18 protein-coding genes, 1 tRNA gene and 3 pseudogenes are annotated in these 21,444 nt (G+C 62.9%); 9 read left to right on the top strand and 13 right to left on the bottom strand.

Going from position 1 to position 21,444, the window contains the following annotated elements; genetic code table 11:
* The first annotated feature begins 364 nt into the window (after positions 1-364).
* Complete coding sequence (locus ABIF91_RS32020) at positions 365-2,143, top strand: type I secretion system permease/ATPase (protein WP_035673351.1); 1,779 nt, start codon at positions 365-367, stop codon at positions 2,141-2,143.
* 10 nt (positions 2,144-2,153) lie between these two features.
* On the top strand, positions 2,154-3,476 hold the full coding sequence (locus ABIF91_RS32015; protein WP_028177384.1) for an HlyD family type I secretion periplasmic adaptor subunit: 1,323 nt from the start codon (positions 2,154-2,156) through the stop codon (positions 3,474-3,476).
* Positions 3,477-3,719: 243 nt separating this feature from the next.
* Here the strand turns inward: ABIF91_RS32015 and ABIF91_RS32010 are convergent, their stop codons facing one another.
* The 10 genes and pseudogenes from ABIF91_RS32010 to ABIF91_RS31965 form a co-directional block, all read right to left on the bottom strand.
* Entirely contained in the window at positions 3,720-5,762 is a 2,043-nt protein-coding gene (locus tag ABIF91_RS32010) for a hydantoinase/oxoprolinase family protein (protein WP_028177383.1), read from the bottom strand.
* 14 nt (positions 5,763-5,776) lie between these two features.
* Entirely contained in the window at positions 5,777-7,435 is a 1,659-nt protein-coding gene (locus ABIF91_RS32005) for a hydantoinase B/oxoprolinase family protein (protein WP_424579593.1), read from the bottom strand.
* An 85-nt stretch (positions 7,436-7,520) separates the two neighbouring features.
* Positions 7,521-8,747: an aspartate aminotransferase family protein gene (locus ABIF91_RS32000; RefSeq protein ID WP_424579592.1), complete on the bottom strand. Its 1,227-nt coding sequence runs from the start codon at positions 8,745-8,747 to the stop codon at positions 7,521-7,523.
* A 111-nt stretch (positions 8,748-8,858) separates the two neighbouring features.
* Complete coding sequence (locus ABIF91_RS31995) at positions 8,859-9,566, bottom strand: ABC transporter ATP-binding protein (protein WP_028177380.1); 708 nt, start codon at positions 9,564-9,566, stop codon at positions 8,859-8,861.
* On the bottom strand, positions 9,553-9,714 hold the full coding sequence (locus ABIF91_RS31990; RefSeq protein ID WP_424579836.1) for a hypothetical protein: 162 nt from the start codon (positions 9,712-9,714) through the stop codon (positions 9,553-9,555). Before ABIF91_RS31990 ends, ABIF91_RS31995 begins: the two co-directional genes overlap by 14 nt.
* A gap of 141 nt (positions 9,715-9,855) precedes the next feature.
* Positions 9,856-9,912 (bottom strand): annotated as a pseudogene (locus ABIF91_RS31985) (hypothetical protein); the annotation flags it as partial.
* 110 nt (positions 9,913-10,022) lie between these two features.
* A pseudogene (locus ABIF91_RS31980) lies at positions 10,023-10,289 on the bottom strand (ATP-binding cassette domain-containing protein); the annotation flags it as partial.
* Positions 10,286-11,260 carry a branched-chain amino acid ABC transporter permease gene (locus tag ABIF91_RS31975; RefSeq protein ID WP_424579591.1) on the bottom strand — a complete coding sequence of 325 codons (975 nt, stop codon included), beginning with the start codon at positions 11,258-11,260 and terminating at the stop codon, positions 10,286-10,288. The gene ABIF91_RS31975 and the pseudogene ABIF91_RS31980, both read right to left, overlap by 4 nt.
* Before the next feature lie 10 nt (positions 11,261-11,270).
* Positions 11,271-12,146, bottom strand: coding sequence for a branched-chain amino acid ABC transporter permease (locus ABIF91_RS31970; protein ID WP_028177379.1), 876 nt, complete (start codon positions 12,144-12,146; stop codon positions 11,271-11,273).
* 66 nt (positions 12,147-12,212) lie between these two features.
* On the bottom strand, positions 12,213-13,364 hold the full coding sequence (locus ABIF91_RS31965) for an ABC transporter substrate-binding protein (RefSeq protein ID WP_028177378.1): 1,152 nt from the start codon (positions 13,362-13,364) through the stop codon (positions 12,213-12,215).
* A gap of 181 nt (positions 13,365-13,545) precedes the next feature.
* Between ABIF91_RS31965 and ABIF91_RS31960 the strand changes: the two genes are divergently transcribed.
* From ABIF91_RS31960 to ABIF91_RS31945, 4 genes and pseudogenes are all read left to right on the top strand, one after another.
* On the top strand, positions 13,546-14,325 hold the full coding sequence (locus ABIF91_RS31960; RefSeq protein WP_035673390.1) for an IclR family transcriptional regulator: 780 nt from the start codon (positions 13,546-13,548) through the stop codon (positions 14,323-14,325).
* A gap of 455 nt (positions 14,326-14,780) precedes the next feature.
* Positions 14,781-15,971, top strand: a pseudogene (locus ABIF91_RS31955) (IS256 family transposase); the annotation flags it as partial.
* An 89-nt stretch (positions 15,972-16,060) separates the two neighbouring features.
* A protein-coding gene (locus ABIF91_RS31950) for an IS3-like element ISRj2 family transposase (RefSeq protein WP_086023025.1) occupies positions 16,061-17,190 on the top strand; the annotation gives its coding sequence in 2 pieces (ribosomal slippage) (positions 16,061-16,313 and positions 16,313-17,190; 1,131 coding nt in all).
* 294 nt (positions 17,191-17,484) lie between these two features.
* Positions 17,485-17,685, top strand: a complete 201-nt coding sequence (locus tag ABIF91_RS31945; protein ID WP_424579590.1) for a hypothetical protein — start codon at positions 17,485-17,487, stop codon at positions 17,683-17,685.
* Between the two features lie 27 nt (positions 17,686-17,712).
* Here ABIF91_RS31945 and ABIF91_RS31940 read toward each other — a convergent pair.
* A tRNA-Leu gene (locus ABIF91_RS31940) sits at positions 17,713-17,797 on the bottom strand.
* A 193-nt stretch (positions 17,798-17,990) separates the two neighbouring features.
* Complete coding sequence (locus ABIF91_RS31935; protein ID WP_028177375.1) at positions 17,991-18,233, bottom strand: FliM/FliN family flagellar motor switch protein; 243 nt, start codon at positions 18,231-18,233, stop codon at positions 17,991-17,993.
* 68 nt (positions 18,234-18,301) lie between these two features.
* Here ABIF91_RS31935 and lipB point away from each other — a divergent pair, with 68 nt between their 5' ends.
* Together lipB and ABIF91_RS31925 are read left to right on the top strand one after the other, a co-directional pair.
* Complete coding sequence (gene lipB / locus ABIF91_RS31930) at positions 18,302-19,051, top strand: lipoyl(octanoyl) transferase LipB (protein ID WP_028177374.1); 750 nt, start codon at positions 18,302-18,304, stop codon at positions 19,049-19,051.
* 186 nt (positions 19,052-19,237) lie between these two features.
* Entirely contained in the window at positions 19,238-19,951 is a 714-nt protein-coding gene (locus ABIF91_RS31925; RefSeq protein WP_028177373.1) for a DNA helicase, read from the top strand.
* A gap of 43 nt (positions 19,952-19,994) precedes the next feature.
* On the opposite strand, the gene ABIF91_RS31920 is transcribed toward ABIF91_RS31925, so the two are convergent.
* Positions 19,995-20,417, bottom strand: coding sequence for a tautomerase family protein (locus tag ABIF91_RS31920; RefSeq protein ID WP_028177372.1), 423 nt, complete (start codon positions 20,415-20,417; stop codon positions 19,995-19,997).
* 114 nt (positions 20,418-20,531) lie between these two features.
* Here ABIF91_RS31920 and ABIF91_RS31915 point away from each other — a divergent pair, with 114 nt between their 5' ends.
* Positions 20,532-21,386 (top strand): LysR family transcriptional regulator, encoded by an 855-nt coding sequence (locus tag ABIF91_RS31915; RefSeq protein ID WP_028177371.1) that lies wholly within the window; start codon positions 20,532-20,534, stop codon positions 21,384-21,386.
* Positions 21,387-21,444: the final 58 nt, after the last annotated feature.

The following is a 21,444-nucleotide window of genomic DNA, read 5'->3' as shown; positions in this document are numbered from 1 at the left end:
TCGGTGACTGCTTCTTAACGGGCCGGTGAAGTCGCGACACGAAAGTCCTGCGGACGCCGAGCGAACCAACGACTCGTCTTGCGACAGGCGGCGCGCTCGACCTCTCGGCCGGCAGCAATCGCCAATGAGTCATCGCGCTACAGCTCGATCAGCCGCGAGAGGTGACCACGCCAGGTTTCGATTGGCGACCTGCGCGGCCCAACATCCGAACAGGCGGCGTTTCGTCGCAGGGTGTCGCGGCCTCGTTGCCGCCGGCCCGCGTTTTCGCGCACCGCGCTTTGTCATGCGCCTGACGTTGAACCTCGCTAACGAACGCCGACCGCATCCGACCGTGACGGTCCGACGTCGTTTTGAATTGAGTATCATGACCGCAACAACGTCCTCCGCGTCGACTCCCGCGTCCGGCGATCTCGCCTCGGCCGCGATCGCCTCCTGCAAAACGGCCTTTCTGACGGTGGGACTGTTCTCGGCGGTGCTCAATCTGCTGATGCTCACCGGCTCTATCTACATGCTGCAGGTGTACGACCGGGTCATTCCATCGCACAGCATTCCGACCTTGATCGCGCTGTCGATCGCGGTGGCGGCGGCGTATGCGATGCAAGGGCTGTTCGACCTGCTGCGTCAGCGTATTCTAACCCGGATCGGATCGGCACTGCACGCCGCGCTGTGGCAACCGGTCGTCTGCAACATCCTGCGCGGGCCGCTACGCGGCGGCGGCGCGAATCGCGGCCTGCAATTGTCACATGATCTGGACTCGGTCCGGTCGTTCCTTTCCGGGCTCGGCCCGACGACCTTGTTCGACTTGCCGTGGATGCCGCTGTATCTCGCCGGCTGCTTTCTCTTGCATCCTTATCTCGGCTGGACCCTGGTCGCGGGCGCGGTGCTGCTGTTCGGGATCGCGCTGCTCACCGAGGTGCTGACGCGGGCGCCGACCCGGGACGCGTCGCGTGCCGGCGCAATCCGCGGCGTCCAGCTTGAAGCCGGTCGGCGCAACGCCGAAATCGTGGCAGCGCTGGGGATGGAGCAGCGGTTGATCGACCGGATGGGGGCCGCCAACGACGATCTCGTCGCCGCCCAGCAGCGCAACGCCGATATCGCCGGATCGCTCGGCGCGTTGTCGAAGACGCTGCGCTTCATGCTGCAATCGGCGCTGCTCGGCCTCGGCGCCTATCTGGTGATCGAGGGGCAGGCCAGCGGCGGCGTGATGATCGCCGCGTCGATCATGGGCAGCCGCGCGCTCGCGCCGGTGGAACTGGCGATCTCCATCTGGCGTCCATTCCTCGGCGCGCGACAGGCGGGCCAACGGCTCCGCGCCGCCCTGCGCGACGGCCACGCCCCGAATCCCGACGTCGCGCCCGAACGCGCCGTCCATCGGCTCACGGTCGAGCAGGTAACGATCGCCGCCCCCGGCGGCACCACCGCGATCGTGCACAATGCGTCGTTCGCACTTGAAGCCGGCCAGGCGGTCGGCATCATTGGCCCGTCAGCCGCCGGCAAATCGACGCTGGCGCGGGCGCTGGTCGGGATCTGGCCGATCGCACGCGGCGAGATCCGCCTTGATGGGGCCACCCTCGACCAGTGGCCGGCAGAACTTCGTGGCGGCATGATCGGCTATCTGCCGCAGGACGTCGAATTGTTCGACGGAACGGTGGCGGAGAACATCGCACGCTTCGACCCGGAGATCGACGAGGCGGCGGTGATCGCCGCGGCGAAGGCCGCCGGCGCCTATGAGATGATCCTGAAGCTGCCGAAGGGGTTCGAGATGCGGATCGGCGAAGCCGGCGCCACCCTGTCGGGCGGCCAGCGGCAGCGGATCGCGTTGGCGCGCGCGCTCTACAAGGATCCGTTCATGGTGGTGCTCGACGAGCCGAACGCCAGTCTGGATGCCGAAGGCGACGCCGCGCTGACCGACGCCATCCGGCGCGTCCGGGCTCGCGGCGGCATTGCCATCATCATCGCGCATCGACCGGCGGCGCTCGCCGCGGTCGATCTCGTGCTGACGCTGGCGACCGGCCAGGTGCAGGCGTTCGGCCCGAAAGACGAAGTGCTGCGCAAATCGCTCGCCGCTCATCCGGCGCCGGGCGGAGCGGCGCTGCAGGCGGTGCCCGATGCGCGCCCGGTTCCGGCCGCCGCCGCCAGTTGAGGACCTCCATATGACCGCACCCCGCACGCCCGAAGCTCGCCGCAATGATCCGTTTCGCGATATCCGGCGCGCCACCGGACTCGGAATCGGCACGCTGGCGATCGTGGTGTCCACCGCTGGCGTTTGGGCGATGACCGCGCCGCTCGCCAGCGCCGTGATCGCACCGGCACAGGTGGTGGTCGACAGCAACGTCCGCCGGGTTCAGCACCCGACCGGCGGCGTGGTCGCCGACATCTACGTCAACGACGGCGATCAGGTTCGCGCCGGCGACGTGCTGGTCCGCCTCGACGAGACGCTGTCGCGCGCCAACCTTGCGCTGATCGAAAACCAGCTCAACCAGCTAGGGGTGCGTCGTGCCCGGCTGCAGTCCGAGCAAAACGGCCGCGACGCGGTGGCGCTGCCCGGCGAGATCGCCGCCCGCCGCGCCGTCGCCGGGATCGCGGAGATGATCGAGGGCGAGACCACGCTGTTCGCCCGGCGGCGCGAGGCAATCAGCGGCCAGCAATCGCAGCTGCGCGAACGCAAGGCGCAGATCGCGGACGAGATCCGCGGCCTGGAGGCGCAGATCGCTTCGAAGCGCGAACAGATCCGCTGGATCGACACCGAGCTGGAGGGCGTCCGCCAGCTGTACGAAAAGCGCCTGGTGCCCTATGCGCGCCTCACTGCGCTCGAGCGCGAGGCCTCCCGCCTGACCGGCGAGGAAGGCCAGCTGATCGCCGAGATCGCGCGCGCCAAGGGCCGGATCACCGAAACCGAACTTCAAATCATCCAGCTGGTCCAGGACCAGCGCCGCGAGGTCGCGACCGAACTGCGCGACGTCGAGACCAAGCTTGCCGATCTCGGCGAACGCCGCATCGCCGCGATGGACCAGCTCGATCGCGTGGTATTGCGCGCGCCGCAGGACGGTCTGATCCACCAGAAATCGGTCTTCACCGTCGGTGGCGTGATCACCGCGGGCGAACAGCTGATGCTCATCGTGCCGAAGGATTCGCTTGTGGTCGAGGCCCGGGTCGATCCGCAAATGATCGACCGGCTCAAGGTCGGGCAATCCGCCAAGCTGCGCTTCAGCGCGTTCGACGCCGCGGTGACCCCCGAGCTCGACGGCACGCTGACGCGGATCGCCGCCGACCTGACCAAAGACCCGCAATCCGGCGCGGCTTACTGCGTCGCCCGCATCAGCCTCGACGCGAGCGAACTCGCCAAGCTCGACGGCAAGGCGCTGGTGCCCGGCATGCCGGTTGAAGCCTTCATCCAGAACGGCGTGCGGACGGCGCTCGCCTACCTGCGCAAGCCGCTGGAAGATCAGCTCGCCCGCGCGCTGCGGCAGAAATAGTCCAAGTCCCTATCGCCATCGTTGTCCAGCATGCGGCCGCATTGCCGCCAGCACGGTATCCAGACTTTCGAAGGCGTCAGATCTGCGGATCCTCGCCAAGCGAGCCGGCGTGGTATGCCGATGTTGCCTGAGTCTGCTTCTGGCCAAGGCGAAGATCGCGGTCGCGCTCGGCACGTCAGCAGTTCAGGCCGGACCAAACTGACGAAGTGGCGCACCCAAACGCCGAGCGGCCTCATCATTCAATCACCTGAGCCTGATGTCGAGCCATCCCAGATCATTGACCTCGATCTGATCGCCGTCACCAACCAGGACGGTCGTCGTCTCAGCTTCCACAATTGCTGGACCTTCGATCTTGTTGCCTGGACAAAGTTGATCCGCGGCGAATACTTCTACCTCTCGCCATTCGCCGAAGAATGCTTTTCGACGTCCTCTTGGTTTGCAGGGCGCTACGGTCCTCCGCCCACGCGCGACTTGTCCGACGCTCGGGATAGCGCCTATGGCAGCGACCCGCGCATTGACGAACACCGCTTCCTGATCCGGCGACGAGTAGGTGTACAGTTCTTCATGGCGACGATGGAATCGCTCCTCTATCCGATCGACGATGTTCTCCGAATTCCAATCGAGATCGTTTAGCGGGACGTCAATCTGGAAGATCTGCTCGCCGTAGCGCATCTCGGCGGAACGTTCGACAGCCACATCGCCGCCAAACCACGACTTCAGACGGCCCGTAGCGTCTCTTTCGAGGTCAGCGAAGATGGTCCTGACCTCCTGGGCCGTAATCCGTTGGCCGGCGCTGTAATGCGTACTGCTCACCTCGTACCTCAGGGCGCTGGTCAACATGCCCCAGGCGGACAGGACCGAAGCCGCCGTCGGCACGATGATGCGCTTGATCTCGAGTTCCCGCGCAACTTCGGCCGCATGCAGGCCAGCGGCGCCGCCAAAGCTGAGCAGCGCAAAGCGCCGTGGGTCGACGCCGCGTCGCAGGGTCATCAGACGGATACCATCCGCCATGCGCAGATTGACCATTCGATAGATACCGGCCGCCGCATGGTCCCGGGATAGCTCGAGCGCATTCGCGAGCCGATCGACTGCCGCTTCTGCGGCCGCGCGATCGAGCGGCCGCTTTCCGCCCATGAACGCAGAGGCGTCCAGATATCCGAGAACAACATTGGCATCTGTAACCGTCGGCTCGACACCGCCGTTGCCGTAGCACGCAGGCCCCGGCACGGACCCTGCGCTCTCCGGCCCGACGCGGAGCGTACCACCCGCGTCCAGAGTGGCAATCGAGCCTCCACCGGCGGCGATGCTCGCAATGTCGAGGCTCCTGAGCGCGATGCGTTGACCGGCAAGCCCACCCTCGGCCGACAGCGATGCGCGCCCATCCGCAATCAGCGAGATGTCCGTGCTGGTCCCCCCCATGTCGAACGGCACAAGATCGGGAACTCCGAGCAGCTCCGCACAGCGTCGGGCTCCCGAGATACCGCCCGCTGGGCCGGAAAGTACGGTGCCAGCCGCGAGCCGCGCGGCTTCCTCGAGTGGGGCCATCCCGCCATGCGAAAGAATGATGAAAAGGCTGCTGGCCAACCCTGCGTCTTTCAGCCGGGCTTCCAGATTGGTCAGATAGCGCCGCACCACCGGAGCGACGTAGGCGTTCACGATCGTCGTTGAAACGCGTTCATACTCCTTGATCTGCGGCAACACATCGCTCGATCGAGAGACGTCGAGTTCCGGAAGTTCGCGCTTCAGTCGTTCGACGGTCGCAATTTCGTGCGCCGGATTGCGGTAGGCATGCAGGAAGCACACAGCCACGGAGCTTGCTCCGGCGGCGCGGATCGCCGAGATCGCCTCACCGAGGGAGTCTTGATCGAGTGGGATCAGCACTTCGCCGTCCGGCCTGACGCGCTCGCGTACACCGAAGCGCAGCTGGCGCGATACCAGGGGAGACGGCGGTGCGATGCGGAGATTGTAGCGATCTTCCTTCAGACCTTCGCGCATTTCGATGACGTCACGATGGCCTTCCGTCGTGAGAAGCGCGACCTTTGCTCCCTTCCGCTCGAGCAATGCGTTCGTCGCGACCGTTGTCCCGTGCACCAGGCGGTCCGTCGTAGCGAGCATCTCCGCTCGCGGCATCTTCAGCCGGCTTGCGAGTTCCTCGAGTCCATTCATGACGCCTAAAGACTGGTCTGCCGGCGTTGTCGGCGATTTTGCGAACACGGTGTTGCCGTCGCGATCGATCGCGACGAGGTCGGTGTACGTACCGCCGACATCGATTCCGATGGTAAACATCTTCAGGCTATCCGTTAAATCGTTGTGAGTTTCGTCGTAAGGCCCTTCATCAAGTCGGCTTCGCGCGCTTGAGCGGACCGTTGACCAGGGGGACCCCATCCTCCGCCGCCTGAGGAGCGAACCTCGAAGCAGTCGCCGGGAAGGACTTCGATGCCGACCTCCTTCGTGCGCAGCACGCGCGGCGCGCGGCCTTGCGACACGAGAGTGTACTGATGTGGAAGCCCATCTCTGCCGCCGAGCATCCCGCATCCTCCATGCTTCGTGCCCTCCCCTGCCGTGTTCGCTCGCGCAGGCTTCGCCGTTTCCACGACGAGATCCAACGATACGCCCAGGCCGCCACGAAACTTGCCGTCACCGCCGGAGTCCGGACGAAATTCGTGATGTCGGAAATAGAGCGGAAACCGGGCTTCGTCGACTTCGATGCTGCCGAACTTGATGCCTCCCACCGTGTGCCACTCACCAATCGATGACCAACCATCGCCGGCCGACGACGCTCCTCCTCCGGGCCTAGCCTGAAACAAATGCCAGATAAAATTGCGCCCTGTCCGCGGATTCTCACCTTGGATGGCGATGCGGAATCTCCGGCTCCACCCGGCCATCGCGCGATCGGGACACGACCGGGAAAGTGCCTTGACGATAGCTTCCACGATTTCATTCGAAGGATGGCTGGTGCACATCGTGACCGGACGGCCGGGATCTGACCATACGATCGTGCCCTGTTTGGCAACGACCTTCAGCGGCCGAAGTGCGCCGGCATTCTTGGGAGTATCCGCGTCGATGAGATAGGCAAAAGCCATGACGACCGCAGCCTGCATATTGGCGTGCGACGAATTGACAAAGCTCGTCGACTGAGGATCCGATTCCGAAAGATCGATCTCGATATCGGATCCCTTCTTGGTCACCTTCGCCGCGATTCTGATATCGCTTCGGCCATGACCATCGTCGTCGAGATACGCTTCTCCATAGAACGTACCGTCCTGCCATGTCGACAGGACTGCCCGCGTCTGTTGTTCGGCAGCATCGAGAATTGCTTCGACGGCCGCTTCGACGACCCGTCCACCAAATTCGTCGAGCAGCCGCCTGACCCGGCGTTCGCCGAGGTGCGCCGCACCAATGATCGCAGCAAGGTCGCCCCGGAAATCGCGAGGATTCCGCACGTTAAGTGCCAGCATGTCGAGCAGGTCGTCGCGAAGTTTGCCCGCTTCATAAAGACGGATCGGCGGCACCCGCAATCCTTCCTGCCAAATGTCGGTCGCACTCGGGTTGTAGCCGCCGTGGGTGGCCCCGCCGATATCGCTTTGGTGTGCGCGCACGATGGTCCAGTACAGCCTCCGCTCCCCGTCGAAGACTGGCACGAACGCGGTCAGATCGGGCAAGTGACTGCCACCATGATAGGGATCGTTGAGCAGCAGAACGTCGCCGGGCTTGACGTCCTTGAAGCGCTCCTCGATAGCAAGCGTCGCCCAGGACAGCGCGCCGACATGAACCGGAATATGGTCCGCCTGTGCAATCAACCGCCCATTTACGTCGCAGATCCCCAGCGAGAAGTCGCGGCTGGAATTCAGGATCTGGGAGTATGATGTACGCAGCATCGCCTCACCCATCTCGTTCACGATCGAACTCAGACGGTGCTGGACAACGGAACGGGTGATAGGGTCAATCCTGGAGGTCATCGCAAGCCTGCTGGTAGGAATGAGGATCTCAATCCGGCGTCAAGTGAGCGCCGGTCGGAACAGTTCGCGGGTACGGGGAGCCTGATCAGCCGAACGCGGCGACCTCCTCCAGGGACTCCGCAGCCGCCTTCACAATCGTATCCACGTCAGCATCGGTCATCGGCAACGACAGCGCCATCAGGCCATAGCTCGCGACGAAAATCCCGCGATTGAGCAGCCCGGCGGTGAACACGGCCTGGCGCTTCGCTTCCATCTCGCTCAAGTAAGCTGAACGATAATCCCGGACGTTGCGATCCGTAAAATGAATCTTGAGTAGCGAGCCCAATCCGACTGCGGTCCCGGCAACGCCAGTCTTGCGGAAAGCTGCATTGATACCGTCGCGTACCGCGGTGCCGATCCGATCGAGGCGTGAATAGGCTGCTGGATCGAGCAGCTTCATAGCGGCAAGACCAGCGCGCATGGTGACGGGATTGGCCGAGAAGGTGCCACCGTGCGGGAGCGCCGGCTTGCCGGAGGATGGATCGAACACCGACATGAACTTCTTGCCGCCGGCGATCGCGCCGACCGGGAAGCCGCCACCGATGATCTTGCCGAGCGTAGTCAGGTCCGGATCGATACCCCAGAGCCCTTGCGCCCCCTCATAGCCGAGACGGAATGTGATGACTTCGTCGAATACAAGCAGCGCGCCGACTTCGCGCGTGACCCGACGGAGCGCTTCCAAATAGGCTCTATCCGCCGGAACCAGACCTGCTCGGTTCGGCATCGGATCAACGAGTACACAAGCGAGTTCGGGACCGTGCTCGCGGATCAAGCTCACTGCCGCCTCGACGTCGTTGAACGGAATGGTCACGACGTCCGCGAGCACGTTGTCGGGCGTGCCTTTGGCATAGGCTACCGATACCGGGGCGTTGCCGCCCCAAGCCGCAGGTGTCGGATCGAGGCTGACTTCAGCGTAGTCATAGGAGCCGTGATAAGCACCCTCGCACTTGGCGATCTTCGGACGACCCGTGTAGGCGCGGGCAGCTTTCAGCGCCATCATCACCGCCTCCGTGCCCGAATTGCAGAAACGAACATGGTCTACCGATGGAAGCCTTGCTGCCAGCAATTCGGCGAGCTCGACTTCGGACTCCGTCGGCATGCCGAAGGCCGAGCCCAGCGCGAGCTGATTGGTCGCCGCCTCGATCAATGCGGGATGAGCATGGCCATGGATCAGAGACGTGAAATTGTTGATGCAGTCGATATATTCATTGCCATCGACGTCCCAGACTCGGCAGCCGGCGCCTGAAGCTGCGTAGATCGGAAACGGCTTCATGTAGACCGTGGTGCGCGTATTGCCACCCGGCAGGCTCTTCAGCGCTCGCTGATAGAGATCTCGCGATTGAGAATGATTGGCGGGATACATCTTGCCTCCTTGATTCCGGGTTCAACGGCCCAGATAAGCTTCGCGCACGCGCGCATTGTGCTTGAGCTCGCCTGCTGGTCCTTCGAGCACAATGCGCCCTGTCTCCAGCACATAGGCGCGATCGGCGACCGAGAGCGCGAGCACCGTGTTCTGCTCCACGACCAGGATGGTCAGGCCGGTCTCGCCAATGCACCTGACTTGTTCGTAAACCTCCTCGGCGAGCCGCGGCGCCAAGCCGAGCGATGGCTCGTCGAGCAACAACAACTTGGGGCGAGCCATCAGTGCGCGTCCGATCGCGAGCATTTGCTGCTCTCCACCCGACAATGACCATCCCAGCTGTCGTCGGCGCTCCTTAAGGCGCGGAAACAATCCAAAGACGCGATCGAGATCGGCCGCAATCGACTGCCTCCAACGACGCCAGCTGACGGTCGCGAGAGTCAGGTTCTCCTCGACCGACAATCCGGGAAATATCCGTCGGCCTTCGGGCGCCTGCGCAATTCCAGCGGCAACGCGTTGATCGGTTGGCCATCCGGCGATCGAGCGCTGCTCGAGTCTAATATCTCCCGACGCGACCCGGTTGAGGCCGGAGATCGCATGTAGCAAGGTCGTCTTGCCGGCGCCATTGGCACCGATAAGTGCGACCGTTTCGCCAGCTTCGACCTGGAGGGTCACTCCCTGCAGCGCCACGATATCGCCATGCGCGACCACGAGATCGTTACACGACAGCATGAGCATATCCTTCGCCCAGATAAGCAGATAGCACGGCCGGATCTGCTTGTATCTCCGCTGGAGTTCCCTCGGCGATCTTGCAACCAAAATTGAGAACGAAGATGCGCTCGGCGAGCCGCATGACCATCCCCATATTGTGTTCGATCAACACCACGGCGAGTCCGTGCGCCGCCCGCAACTCTGCCAGGCGATCGATGAGTTGGTCGACCTCGCCGGAGTTGAGGCCGGCCGCCGGCTCGTCCAGTAGGAGGACGTGCGGCCGGCAGGCCAACGCACGTGAGAGCTCCACCATTCGGCGCCGACCGTAGGAGAGCGACCCAATGGCTTCGTGGGCCTCGTCTGCCAACCCATTTGCTCGATGATCTCCATCGAGACGTCGCGCAGGCCGGACTCGCTCAGGCCGCCACGTATCGCCGCACCCGTCATCACGTTTTCCAGTACGCTAAGACGCGCGAACACCCGCCCGTGCTGAAACGTACGGCCAAGGCCGGCACGAATACGTTTGTTAGTGGCCATGCGGGTGATCGCCTGACCATCGAGAAACACCTGCCCTTCATCTGGCATCGCCAAGCCAGTCAGGACGTTCAGCAGAGTGGATTTGCCGGCGCCGTTAGGGCCGATGATCGCGACGAACTGCCCCTTTTTGACGGTCAGATTCACGTCCGCCAACGCAGCCAGGCCCCCATAGCGCTTGTGAATGTTCCGTGCTTCCAAGGCATTCATGGCGTCGCCTCCGGAGCACGAGCAGGCGCGAAGACCGGACGTCCTGCTGACCGGCGGCTCAGGCGTTGGCCGAGGCCAACGAGGCCCGTGGGCAGAAACACCAGAATGCCAAGCACCAGCAGGCCGAAGAAGAAGAGGTAAGCGGTACCGAGAAAGCGCAACCATTCCGGCAGAAACGTCAGCAGCACCGCTCCGAGGATAGCACCGACGATCGTGCCTTCCCCGCCGACGATCAGCATGGCGAGGTATGTGATCGAATGCGCGTAGGTGAAATCCTCGGGCGCGACGAAGCGCACGTGCAGGGCAAACAGGCATCCGGCAACGGCGGCGCAGACGGCGGAAAGCACGAATGCTGCAATCTTGATCCGCGTCGTATCGATTCCGGTCATCTCGGACGCGATCTCATCATCGCGCACAGCCATCATCTCGCGGCCGAGACGGGACTTGTGCAATGCGGCCGCCGCGGCGGCGATCAACGCCAGGACTACAAGTGCAAGCCACAGGAATTGATGCTCCCCGGAGAAGCTGAGCGAGCCAAGCGCCAAGCCCGGGATTCGCGCGATCCCGTTGGTCCCCCCTGTCATCGCAATCCAATTGGACGTCACGATATAGAACGACACGTTGAGGCCGAGCGTGGCCAGTGCCAGGTAGTGCCCGCGCAAGCGAAGCAATGGGTACCCAATCAGGCCGGCAGAGACGGCTGTCGTCGCGACCGCTACTGGCGCAGCGAGCCACGGTGACCATCCGCAAGTGGTGGTCAGGACGGCCAGACCATAGCCGCCCATGCCAACAAAGGCCGCATGGCTCAGCGAGATCAAACCGGCGTAGCCAAAGGCAAAGTTGAGCCCGATCACCGCTACTGCGGAGATCAGCGACAGGTTCAACAGGCGAAGGTGATATTCCGGCAAAACGATACCGGATAGCCCGCCAAGCACAATGATCGCTGTGGCGATCTGCAGGGGAATACGCATCGCCATCCTGTCAGCCTCGATCCTGAATCTTCTCGCCGAACACGCCTTGCGGACGCACCAGCAAGAAAGCGATCATGATGCCGAACGAGATCAGGTCCTTGTACGCGGACGAGACGTAGGATGCGCCGAGGACCTCGGTCAGGCCAACGAACAGGCCGCCCACAATGGCCCCCGGCAGACTGCCAAAGCCGCCGATGATGGTGGCAGCGAAGGCTTTCAATGCGATCGGGTCGCCCATATTGACGTCCGCGAACCACATTGGTCCGAGCATTAGTCCCGCCACCCCTGCAAGTACTGCCGCGAGGATCCACGATAACGCCAGCAGGCGGTTGACTTTGAGGCCCATCAACTTGGCCGCCTGCACATCCTGCGCGACGGCTCGCATCCCCACGCCCGCCGAAGTGCGGTTGAAGAGAAGCCATAATCCGGCAACCATCACGGCGGTCACAGCGACCACGCCAAGTGCGTGCGTAGAAATGATCGCGCCGCCAAGCGAGACCGCGCTGTCTTCGACGGGAGACGGCAGGCGGAACGGCCACGATCCAAAAGAGAGCAACGCAGCGTTCTGCATCGTGATGCTGATCGCGACGGTCCCGATGATGATCGTCACAATCGACCCACGTCGTAGAGGCAGATAGACCGAGACAAAGAACAAGGCCCCGAACAGTGCCATGATGACGAGCGCCGCACCATACGCAACTGGCCAGGGAAGCTGAGCGCTAATAAGGGTCGCAACGCCGGCGAACGTTCCGAACATTACGAATTGGCCGGCCGCGAAATTGACCACTCCGGTAGCAGAGTAGACGATCACGAAGCCGATCGCGGCGAGCGCATAGACGCTGCCGATCGCCAGTCCGTTGACTAGAAGCTGGACGAAGTCCGCCATGACGTTCCTACACGATCCCAGTCTGCGGTCGGCTCGCCGAACCGCAGACCACTTCCTTGCGAAGGACTAGTTGAGGGTGACAGGCTGCACGAGCTCTAAGGTCTTGGTGCCCGGCTTCGCCTTCACGACAGCGAGGTCGCGTACGCCATTGCCTTTGCTGTCGTACGAATAGACGTGTCCAATGCCCTGCCAGCCCTTGACCGAGGACAGCCATTCGCGCAGCGCCTTCGGATCGGCCCCGACCTTGCGCATGCCGTCGGCCATCAGCATCGCGCCGTCGTAATAAGCAAGCCCGTAGGGATCTGGATCAACTCCGAACTTCGCCTTGAAGCGCTCTACGTAGTCCTTCATCCGGCCACCGACACCAACATCCATGAAAGCATCGACCACCCCCCAGACACCCTCGAGATCTGCGGGGGAAAGAAGCTGTGTCGCCGCGGGTACCAGCGCAGCAGAGGACGTAACGAGCGGCATCTTGAAGCCGAGCTGCTTGGCCTGGCGGAGTACCAGCGCGCCATCTTGCGGATAGTTGAAAATCAAAATGGCATCCGCGCCCTTGTTACGCAGACCAAGGAGCTGCGCCGAGAAGTCCTTGTCGTTCTGGCCATAGGCTTCCATGCCGGCGACCGAGATGCCTGCAGCTTCGAAGCGCTTGGCGGCAGTCTGCGCACCGCCTTGGCCGAAGTCGTTCTGGATATAGAGAATCCCGGGTTTCTTCGCCTTGATGACGTCGACCGCAGCCTTCACCATTCCTTCGGCCGAAACGCTGTCAGCGGGACGGATACGAAACATCCATTCATTTCCGTTTTCAGCCACAACATCGGCACCGCCCGCATACATCGCAGGCACTTGCACTTTGCCAAGCTCGGGCGCGGTCGCAAGATTCTGCGTGGAGTAGCTCGACAGAAAGAAGAACGCGGGCTTGGTCTCCTGGGCCAGCTTTACGAATGCGTTGACCGCGGTGCCGTTGGAGGCCTGCGTGTCCTCAAACACAATCTTGATCTGACGACCGTTGATGCCCCCTGCCTTGTTGATGTCCTCTTCGGCCATCGAAAGAGAGTTCTGGTATTGCTTTCCCGTCAGCGAGAGCGGCCCCGTCATCGGCACAGTCGCGCCGATCAAAATGGGCCCACCCTGCTGAGCTTGAGCCGCACCGACCAACGGCAGCATTCCTGCTCCCATCATCAAGCTGAGAAAGGCCTTCCGCGTGATCTTCATGTCGCCTCCTGGAATGAAATAACCTTGTCCATCACGCCCAACGGAGCTTCACGAGGCTTGACAGACGTTCCGTTTTCCGGAACATAATCCCGAATAACGAAACGGTAGACGGCCTCCTCGTCAGGTGTCAAGCCGTTCATTTTTGCTTGCGCCGCACAAAAATTGATCGGATCACATGCGCATGGATGACAATTCGCCCGGCCCGCTGGCTCGGTACATCGACGTGCTCGAATTGATCGCGGCCTTCCCTGGCGCGATCACGCTCGCCGACGTCTCATCGATCCTCGAACTTCCCAAAACGACCGCGCATCGATTGCTGAAGGGGCTGGTTCGATCGGGACTAGCGGTCGAACGAGAAGCCGGACGTACCTATTCAGTCGGCGATAGGCTGACGCGCCTCCTGCATGCGAGCGCCGACGACGGCTGGTACGCATCGCTTGCCGGTCCCCATATTCATGCCTTGACGGAGGCGTCCACCGAGACTTGCTACCTCGCACGCCTGGTCGGGGCACGCGTACTGGTAGCCGTTTCGCATTCGCCCGATGTGAGGTGGCGCGGATATGTTCAGCCAGGAATCGAGATGCCCGTGAATGCAGCTGCGACGGGCAAGGCCATCATGGCATTTCAGAGCAAAGAACTGATCGCTGAAGCTCTCTCAAATGAGCTTCCCAAGCCGACCGTCAATTCACACACCAGCCGAAAGTGGATTGAACAGGAATTCGCAAAGGTCAGAAGATTGGGTTACGCTACCTGTGTCGGGGAGATCGACGAAGGGCTTGCCGCGCTTGCGGTCCCCGTTGTGCTTTCAGATGGCTCAGTTCTGCAATCGGTAGGCATGACCGGGCCGCTCGAGCGTATCATGAACAAGCAGATGGAGGATCGACTTGCTGCTCTGCGGGACACTGCAGCGGCTCTCTCGAAGGCGCTGTCCCGAGGAATGGTTGTCAATGGTCGGCGTTAAGAGCGAGTTTGACGCACTGGTCGCTCAGCCGACCTGATATGCAGTCCGCCTCCCGCAGTATGCTCCACGACTGCATCGACGCCGTACACATCTGCCGGCATTGACGCCGTGATCACCTCTTGCGGACGACCGCTCGCAAACAGGTTGCCCTTGCTGTCGATCGTCTCGAAGGAACGGTCGAGTGCGCTTGTCATGCCGGGGCCGAGCTGCGGATCGGCAGCACGGTCGGCCCGGTATAACCTGGCACGCTGCGCTGGTATGGAACGGCTACAGGCAAAGTTGACGACCTTGCGCGTCAGCACCGCGAACGGCTTCTCGCCAAGCTCGGCGTGCGCAAGGCCCGCGCCGAGGTTGCGGCGAGCTATGGCGGAATCTGGGTGATGACGGTGTGAGGAAGGCGGCGTATCGAGGCGGGTGACGAGCCTGCCAGAACCTCTCGAGGAGAGCGATACGCCATGACCGAGACTACCAATGTTCTTGCTTTCCGTCAGCCGTCCGCGGTTGATGATCCACTGACCGATATCGTTCGTGCCGGCGCGCGGGACCTGCTTGCCAGGGCGATCGAGATCGAGGTTGGCGCGTTTCTGGCCAGCACGGCCAATCTGACGCTGCCCGACGGTCGAGCGCGCCTGGTCCGACATGGGCACGGTCCGGTGCGCGAGATTGCGACCGGCATCGGTCCGGTGGAGGTCGCTCGTCCCAAGGTCCGCGACCGCGGAGCGAGCGGGCCAGGCGACCGCCTCCGCTTCAGTTCGGCAATCCTGCCGCTATGGGCGCGGCGGACGAAGAGCCTGGATGCCTTGATCCCGGTCCTCTATTTGCGCGGCATCTCGACCGGCGACTTCCAGGAGGCGCTCTCGGCGCTGCTCGGCAAGGATGCGCCGAACCTGTCGCCTTCGGTGATCGCCGGCCTGAAGGCCGATTGGCAGGTCGAGTACGAACGCTGGCAGAGACGCGATCTGTCGGCGCGTCGCTATGTCTACATCTGGGCCGATGGCGTGTACCTGCAGGCCCGCATGGAAGATCACAGCGAATGCATGCTGGTGCTGATTGGCACCACGCCGGAAGGCAAGAAGGAGCTGATCGGCTTCCAGGTCGGCGTGCGCGAGAGCGCGCAGAGCTGGCGCGAACTCCTGATCGACCTGCGGCAACGCGGGTTACGGATTGCCCCGCAACTCGCCATCGGCGACGGCGCCCTCGGCTTCTGGAAGGCACTGGACGAGGCCTTTCCCGGCACGCGGCACCAACGATGCTGGTGCCATAAAGTGAGCAACGTACTCGACAAGGTCGCCAAATCCGTGCAGGGCCCCATGAAGAACGACCTGCGGAACATCTATCTGGCCCCACACCGGGCCGAAGCTGAAACCGCGATCGACGTCTTCGTCGAGAAATACCACGTCAAATACGGACGTGCGGTGGAGTGCCTGATCAAGGATCGCCATGCGCTGCTCGCCTTCTTCGACTTCCCTGCTGAGCACTGGATCCACCTACGCAGCTCGAACCCGATCGAGAGCGTCTTCGCCACGGTGCGCCACCGAACGGTGCGGACCAAGGGATCGCTGTCGCAACAAACTGCGAAGCTGATGGTGTTCAAGCTCATCGACGCCGCATCGAAGACCTGGCGGCGATTGAAGAGCACGAACCAGTAGAGCTGGCCCCGCAAATTCGGACAGTAGCTTGAGTGGATTTTCTGCCTGACAGCGGCGAGGATTCTTGCTGCGAATCAGGAGCGAAGATGACGAAGAAGAGCCGCCGGACGCATTCTCCGGCATTCAAGGCGAAGGTTGCTTTGGCTGCGGTCAAAGGCGACAAGACACTGGCGGAGCTGGCGCAACTGTTTGATGTTCATCCGAACCAGATCACGATCTGGAAAAACCAGCTCCTGGAAGGCGCCGCCGGCGTGTTTGGGCATGACAAGACATCGGCCGAGACGCCGGTCGATTTGAAGGCGTTACATGCCAAGATCGGCGAGCTGGCGTTGGAAAACGATTTTTTGTCCGGCGCGCTCACCAAGGCGGGCCTGCTGAGCGCAAAGCGATGATCGACCGCGGTCATGATCTTTCTATCGTGCGCCAGGCGAAGGTCCTGAAGCTGGCTCGCAGCACGGTCTACTATGAACCTCGGCCAGTTTCGGCCGAGGACCTTGCCTTGATGCGTCGGCTCGATGAGCTGCATCTCGATTATCCCTTCGCGGGAGCGCGTATGCTGCGATCGTTGCTGCGGCGGGAGGGCGTATACGCCGGTCGCCGCCACATCGCGACGCTGATGAAGCGCATGGGGATCGAGGCGGTCTATCGTCGCCCGAACACGAGCAAGCCGGCTCCGGGTCACAAGATCTACCCGTACCTGTTGCGCGGATTGAAGATCGAGCGGCCCGACCATGCGTGGGCAATGGACATCACCTACATTCCGATGCGGCGTGGCTTCGTCTATCTCGCGGCGGTCGTCGATGTGTTCAGCCGACGGGTCCTGGCCCATCGCGTCTCGATCACAATGGAGGCGGCCTTCTGCGTCGAAGCGGTCCAGGAGGCGTTGGCGAAGCACGGCAGGCCCGAGATTTTCAACACGGATCAGGGCAGCCAGTTCACCAGCCTCGAGTTCACCGATGTGCTGCTGGACGCGAAGATCGCCATCAGCATGGACGGCAAGGGCGCCTGGCGCGACAACGTGTTTGTCGAGCGGCTCTGGCGCACGGTCAAATACGAAGAAGTATATCTCCGCGCCTACGACAGCGTGTCCGAGGCGCGAGCGTCAATTGCCAAGTATCTGGCCTTCTACAATCAGGGACGCCCTCACTCGAGCCTTGACGGGCGCACGCCCGACGAGGCTTACTTCGGCACGCAAGCTATGGTGATGGCCGCATGACCGTCGCCGACGGTTTTGTCGTCGCTCTGGTCGGGCTACGCCCTCCCGACGCAACGACAAAACCGTAAAGCCCCGCGTTCAGCATAACCCGGCAGGAATCCACTTAAATCCAGCGGGGCGCTGTCCAAACAACCGGGGCCAGCTCTCAGTTGCCGAAAGTCATCGCCGGTGTAAAGTTCATCGACGGAATCGAAGTCATTCCGAACACTGAAAGCCACGCCGCCTGATCAGGCCGCGTCACCCAAAATCAGCCATAGCTCGGTTGCGGCTTAGGCCGACTGCATCGAGAGTGAGATGATGGCCATGTTCGGCTGGACCGATCCGAAAATGCCGGCGCACTACATTGCGCAGGCGAATCGAGAGAAGCTCGGCCTCAGCGGCATGGAAAAGATCGTCGCATTCGATCAGAGCCGTCACTCGACGACCTTTTGCGGGGACCCGACGCGACGCGGGAACGCAGATGTAACGTTCCCGGGCAAAACCCAAAAAAGCTAAATGATTTCAACGCCAATCGTGGGTCCATGGTGCGCTCGGAGGGACTCGAACCCCCACGATTTTACTCACTGCCACCTCAAGGCAGCGCGTCTACCAGTTCCGCCACGAGCGCTTTGGGGATGCCGGCTTGAGGCTTGAGGGCCGGCCGGATCAACGGCGCCGATCTAACAAATCCATCAGAGGGGTACAAGCCTGCAAAGGCCCTGAATTCCACAAGCTTTGCAGGAAAGTTCCAGCCCTCTGCCCGAATCGGCCTCGCTGGGTGGCCGGGCCGCTAGCCGCCTGCCCAGCTGGTGCCCCAGGGCCTACCGAGTGCCCGCCGAGCGCGGCAGCATCTGCTTGACCTCGACCGCGATCCGGTTGCGATCGACCAGCACGACGCCGGAGGCAACAGGCAGATTATTGGCCAGGACCTTGACCTCGTCGGCCTCGGTAGCATCCAGCTCGATGATGGCGCCGCGGGAAAGACGCAATACTTGATGGATCGGCATCGTGGTCGTCCCGAGGACGACCATGAGATCCACGGTGACTTTATCGAGAGTGGGCACTGTCAGGACCGCCGCGACTTGGGACTCTTCATTTGCGCCTGCGATCATCACCACGTTATGGTTAGCCAATGGTTAATTCGCCTGAAAACCCCCGCCAAAGCCAGCGCCAAGAGCTCGATTTGACGTCGTTTTCCGCCGCAGGCGGCGCGCCCGTCGAATGGCTTGTCTCGGATGCTCCGGTGCCCTATCCGGATGCGGTGGCCATCATGGAGGCTCGGGTCGCAGCGATCGCGGCGGGCGAGGCCCCGGAATTGGTCTGGCTGCTCGAGCACCCCCCGCTCTACACCTCGGGCACCTCGGGCAAGCAATCCGACCTGCTGGATGCCCGCTTCCCGATCTTCGCAACCGGGCGTGGCGGACAGCTCACCTATCATGGGCCGGGCCAGCGGGTGGCCTATATCATGCTCGACCTCAAGCGCCGCCGGCCTGATGTGCGGGCCTATGTCGCGAGCCTGGAGGAATTGATCCTGCGCACGCTAGCTGCCTTCAACATTCGCGGCGAGCGGCGCGAGGACCGGGTTGGCGTCTGGGTCAGGCGCCCCGACAAGGGAGCCGATCACGAGGACAAGATCGCGGCGATCGGCGTCCGTCTGAAGCGCTGGGTGTCGTTCCATGGCATCGCCATCAACGTCGAGCCGGAGCTGTCGCATTTCGCCGGCATCGTGCCCTGCGGCGTTGCAGATCGCCGCTACGGCGTCACCTCTCTGGTCGATCTCGGCCAGCTCGTGACCATGGCCGATGTCGATATCGCGCTCAGGCAGACGTTCGAAGAATTGTTCGGGCCAACCCGCGCGCTGCTGCCGGAAGCGGTCGCCTAGCGAGCCCGCACCGGGCCGTTCTCCGCAGACGCGGAATCGGCTATGCTCAATTCCGGCGTCGCCCACGCCTCCCCCCTCCGCCGGGAAAGCAGACTTCATGCCGGGCGAATTGATCATCGGACCGACTGTTCGAGCGCTGGGCATAAGGAGGGATTGCGATCATGCTCGCAATGGGAGGTTCTCACGATGAGATTGTCTGCGCCGATCTATCATCTCAAGCGCAAGGCGAAGCGCCTGTCCCGCGAGGAAGGCATTCCACTCCACGCCGCGCTTGACCGCGTCGCCACAACGGAAGGGTTCTCCGCCTGGAGCTTGCTCGCGGCGAAAGCCGCGGCGGAGACGCCGGCCGGCAAGCTGTTTCCTCAATTCCGGCCGGGCGAGCTGGTGCTGCTCGGTGCGCGGCCCGGTCATGGCAAGACCCTGATGAGTCTCGAACTTGCGGTGGAGGCCATGAGGAAGGGCAGCCGCGCCGCGTTCTTCTCGCTCGAATACACCGAGAGAGACGTTCTGGACCGCTTGCGGGCGATCGGCGTAGATCCCGCGCAGTTCGACAGATTGTTCGAGGTCGATTGCTCCGACGCGATCAGCGCCGATTACGTCGTCAAGCAGATGGCCCCCGCCCCACGCGGCACATTCGTGGTCATCGACTATCTGCAACTGCTCGACCAGCGGCGGGAAAACCCCGACCTGACCGTTCAGGTGCGCGCACTGAAATCGTTCGCACGCGACAAGGGGCTGATCGTCGTCTTCATCTCGCAGATCGACCGGTCCTATGATCCCGCAGTCAAGCCCTGTCCCGATCTCAGCGATGTCCGCTTGCCGAACCCGCTGGACCTGAAGCTGTTCGACAAGACGTGTTTTCTGAACAATTCGGAAGTCGAGTTCCGGGCTGCAAGCTGACGATCGGGCCGCGGGTGAGACGGCTCGCCCGCGGCCCCCGGCATCACGCCGCATCGAGCGCAACCTCGAGCTTGCCGGCGATGTAGCGCCGCTCCTGGGTCAGGCCGCCAAAGCCGTAGGCGTCGCCCTTGACCTCGTCGACATGCAGATAGGTCTCGGGATGCAGCGGGCCCAGGATCTCGGCCATGCGCTCGAACATGGCGGTGAGATAGGCCGCCTTCTCGTCCTTGGTGTTGGTGCCCTCGGTGACGTGGATGTCGATCCAGTAGCTTGCGAGCTTCTGCTCGGCGAGCGACTTGCCGCCCGCGAACCAATCGCCCGCATCCACGGACTTCACGATGATGGCGGTGACCCTGGGATCCTTGTGCAGGATCTTTGCCGTGAGCTCGGACACGGCATTGGCGACGTCGGCCTTCAGCGACGGCGATTGGCGAGACGTGGCGTAGGACACGGTGATCAGGGGCATGGACGTTCTCCTCAGCATGCCGCGCGGGGTTCGGCGCGGGGTTGTTGGGAAGCTAGCCCTCCTCCTTTCATTTTGGTATCTTATCTCATCTGATATCAGTGATAACAGTTGCTAATGATGGCCACCCTCGACATCGCCACGGTCCGGGCCTTCCTGCTGGTCGCCGACCTCCGGAGCTTTACCCGCGCGGCCGAAGCGCTCGGCACGACGCAGGCGGCTGTCAGCCTCAAGCTGCAACGGCTGGAGACGTTGGTGGGGAAACGCCTCGTCGAACGCTCGCCGCGCGCGGTTCGGCTCACTGCCGATGGTGCTGATTTCCTCGATCGCGCCCGCGCACTCATGGACGCGCATGACCGTGCGCTCTCCGGCGAGGCTTCCGCCGCGCAGTCGCTTTCGCTCGGCATCTCCGACCACGCCGCAGGCCCTGAACTGGTGCCGCTGCTCGAACGGCTGCACGCGATATCCGCGAATCTCACGCTCGCCGTCACCATCGGTTTCTCGCGCGAGATGCAGGAGGCCTATGATGCGGGCGAGCTGGACGCCGTGATCGTCCGCCAGGAGGGCAGCCGCCGTGGCGGCGAGAAGCTGGCTGATGACGCGTTCGGCTGGTTCGCGGCGCGGCGTTTCACGTTCCCGAAGGGCGAAGCACTGCCGCTCGCAACGCTCGCCCCGCCCTGTGGCGTCCGCGCCATCGCCGTGCGCGCGCTGGACAAGGCCGGCATCGCCTGGCGCGAGCGATTTGTCGGCGGCGGTGTCACGGCGGTGATCGCGGCCGCGCTTGCCGGACTTGCAATTGCGCCGCTGGCGCGGCGGATCGCGCCTCCGGGCTTGGTCGATCTCGGGCCGGAGCACAAGCTGCCAAGACTCGGCAGCTCGAAGGTGATGCTGCATTCGAAAGTCGGCGATCCCGCCAAGCTCGCGGCCCTGCGCGCGGTGGCCGCGACGTTCCGGAGCCTGGCGACGAGCTAAAGCGCGATGCGATTAGGATGAATCGTAATCGCGCTTTAGGTTGTTGTTTAAGCATGAT

It is taken from the genome of Bradyrhizobium sp. USDA 241 (assembly GCF_049739505.1).
Classification (GTDB): domain Bacteria; phylum Pseudomonadota; class Alphaproteobacteria; order Rhizobiales; family Xanthobacteraceae; genus Bradyrhizobium; species Bradyrhizobium liaoningense.
Note: the sequence above shows the minus strand (reverse complement) of the source record. Positions and strands in the feature narration are given on the sequence as shown.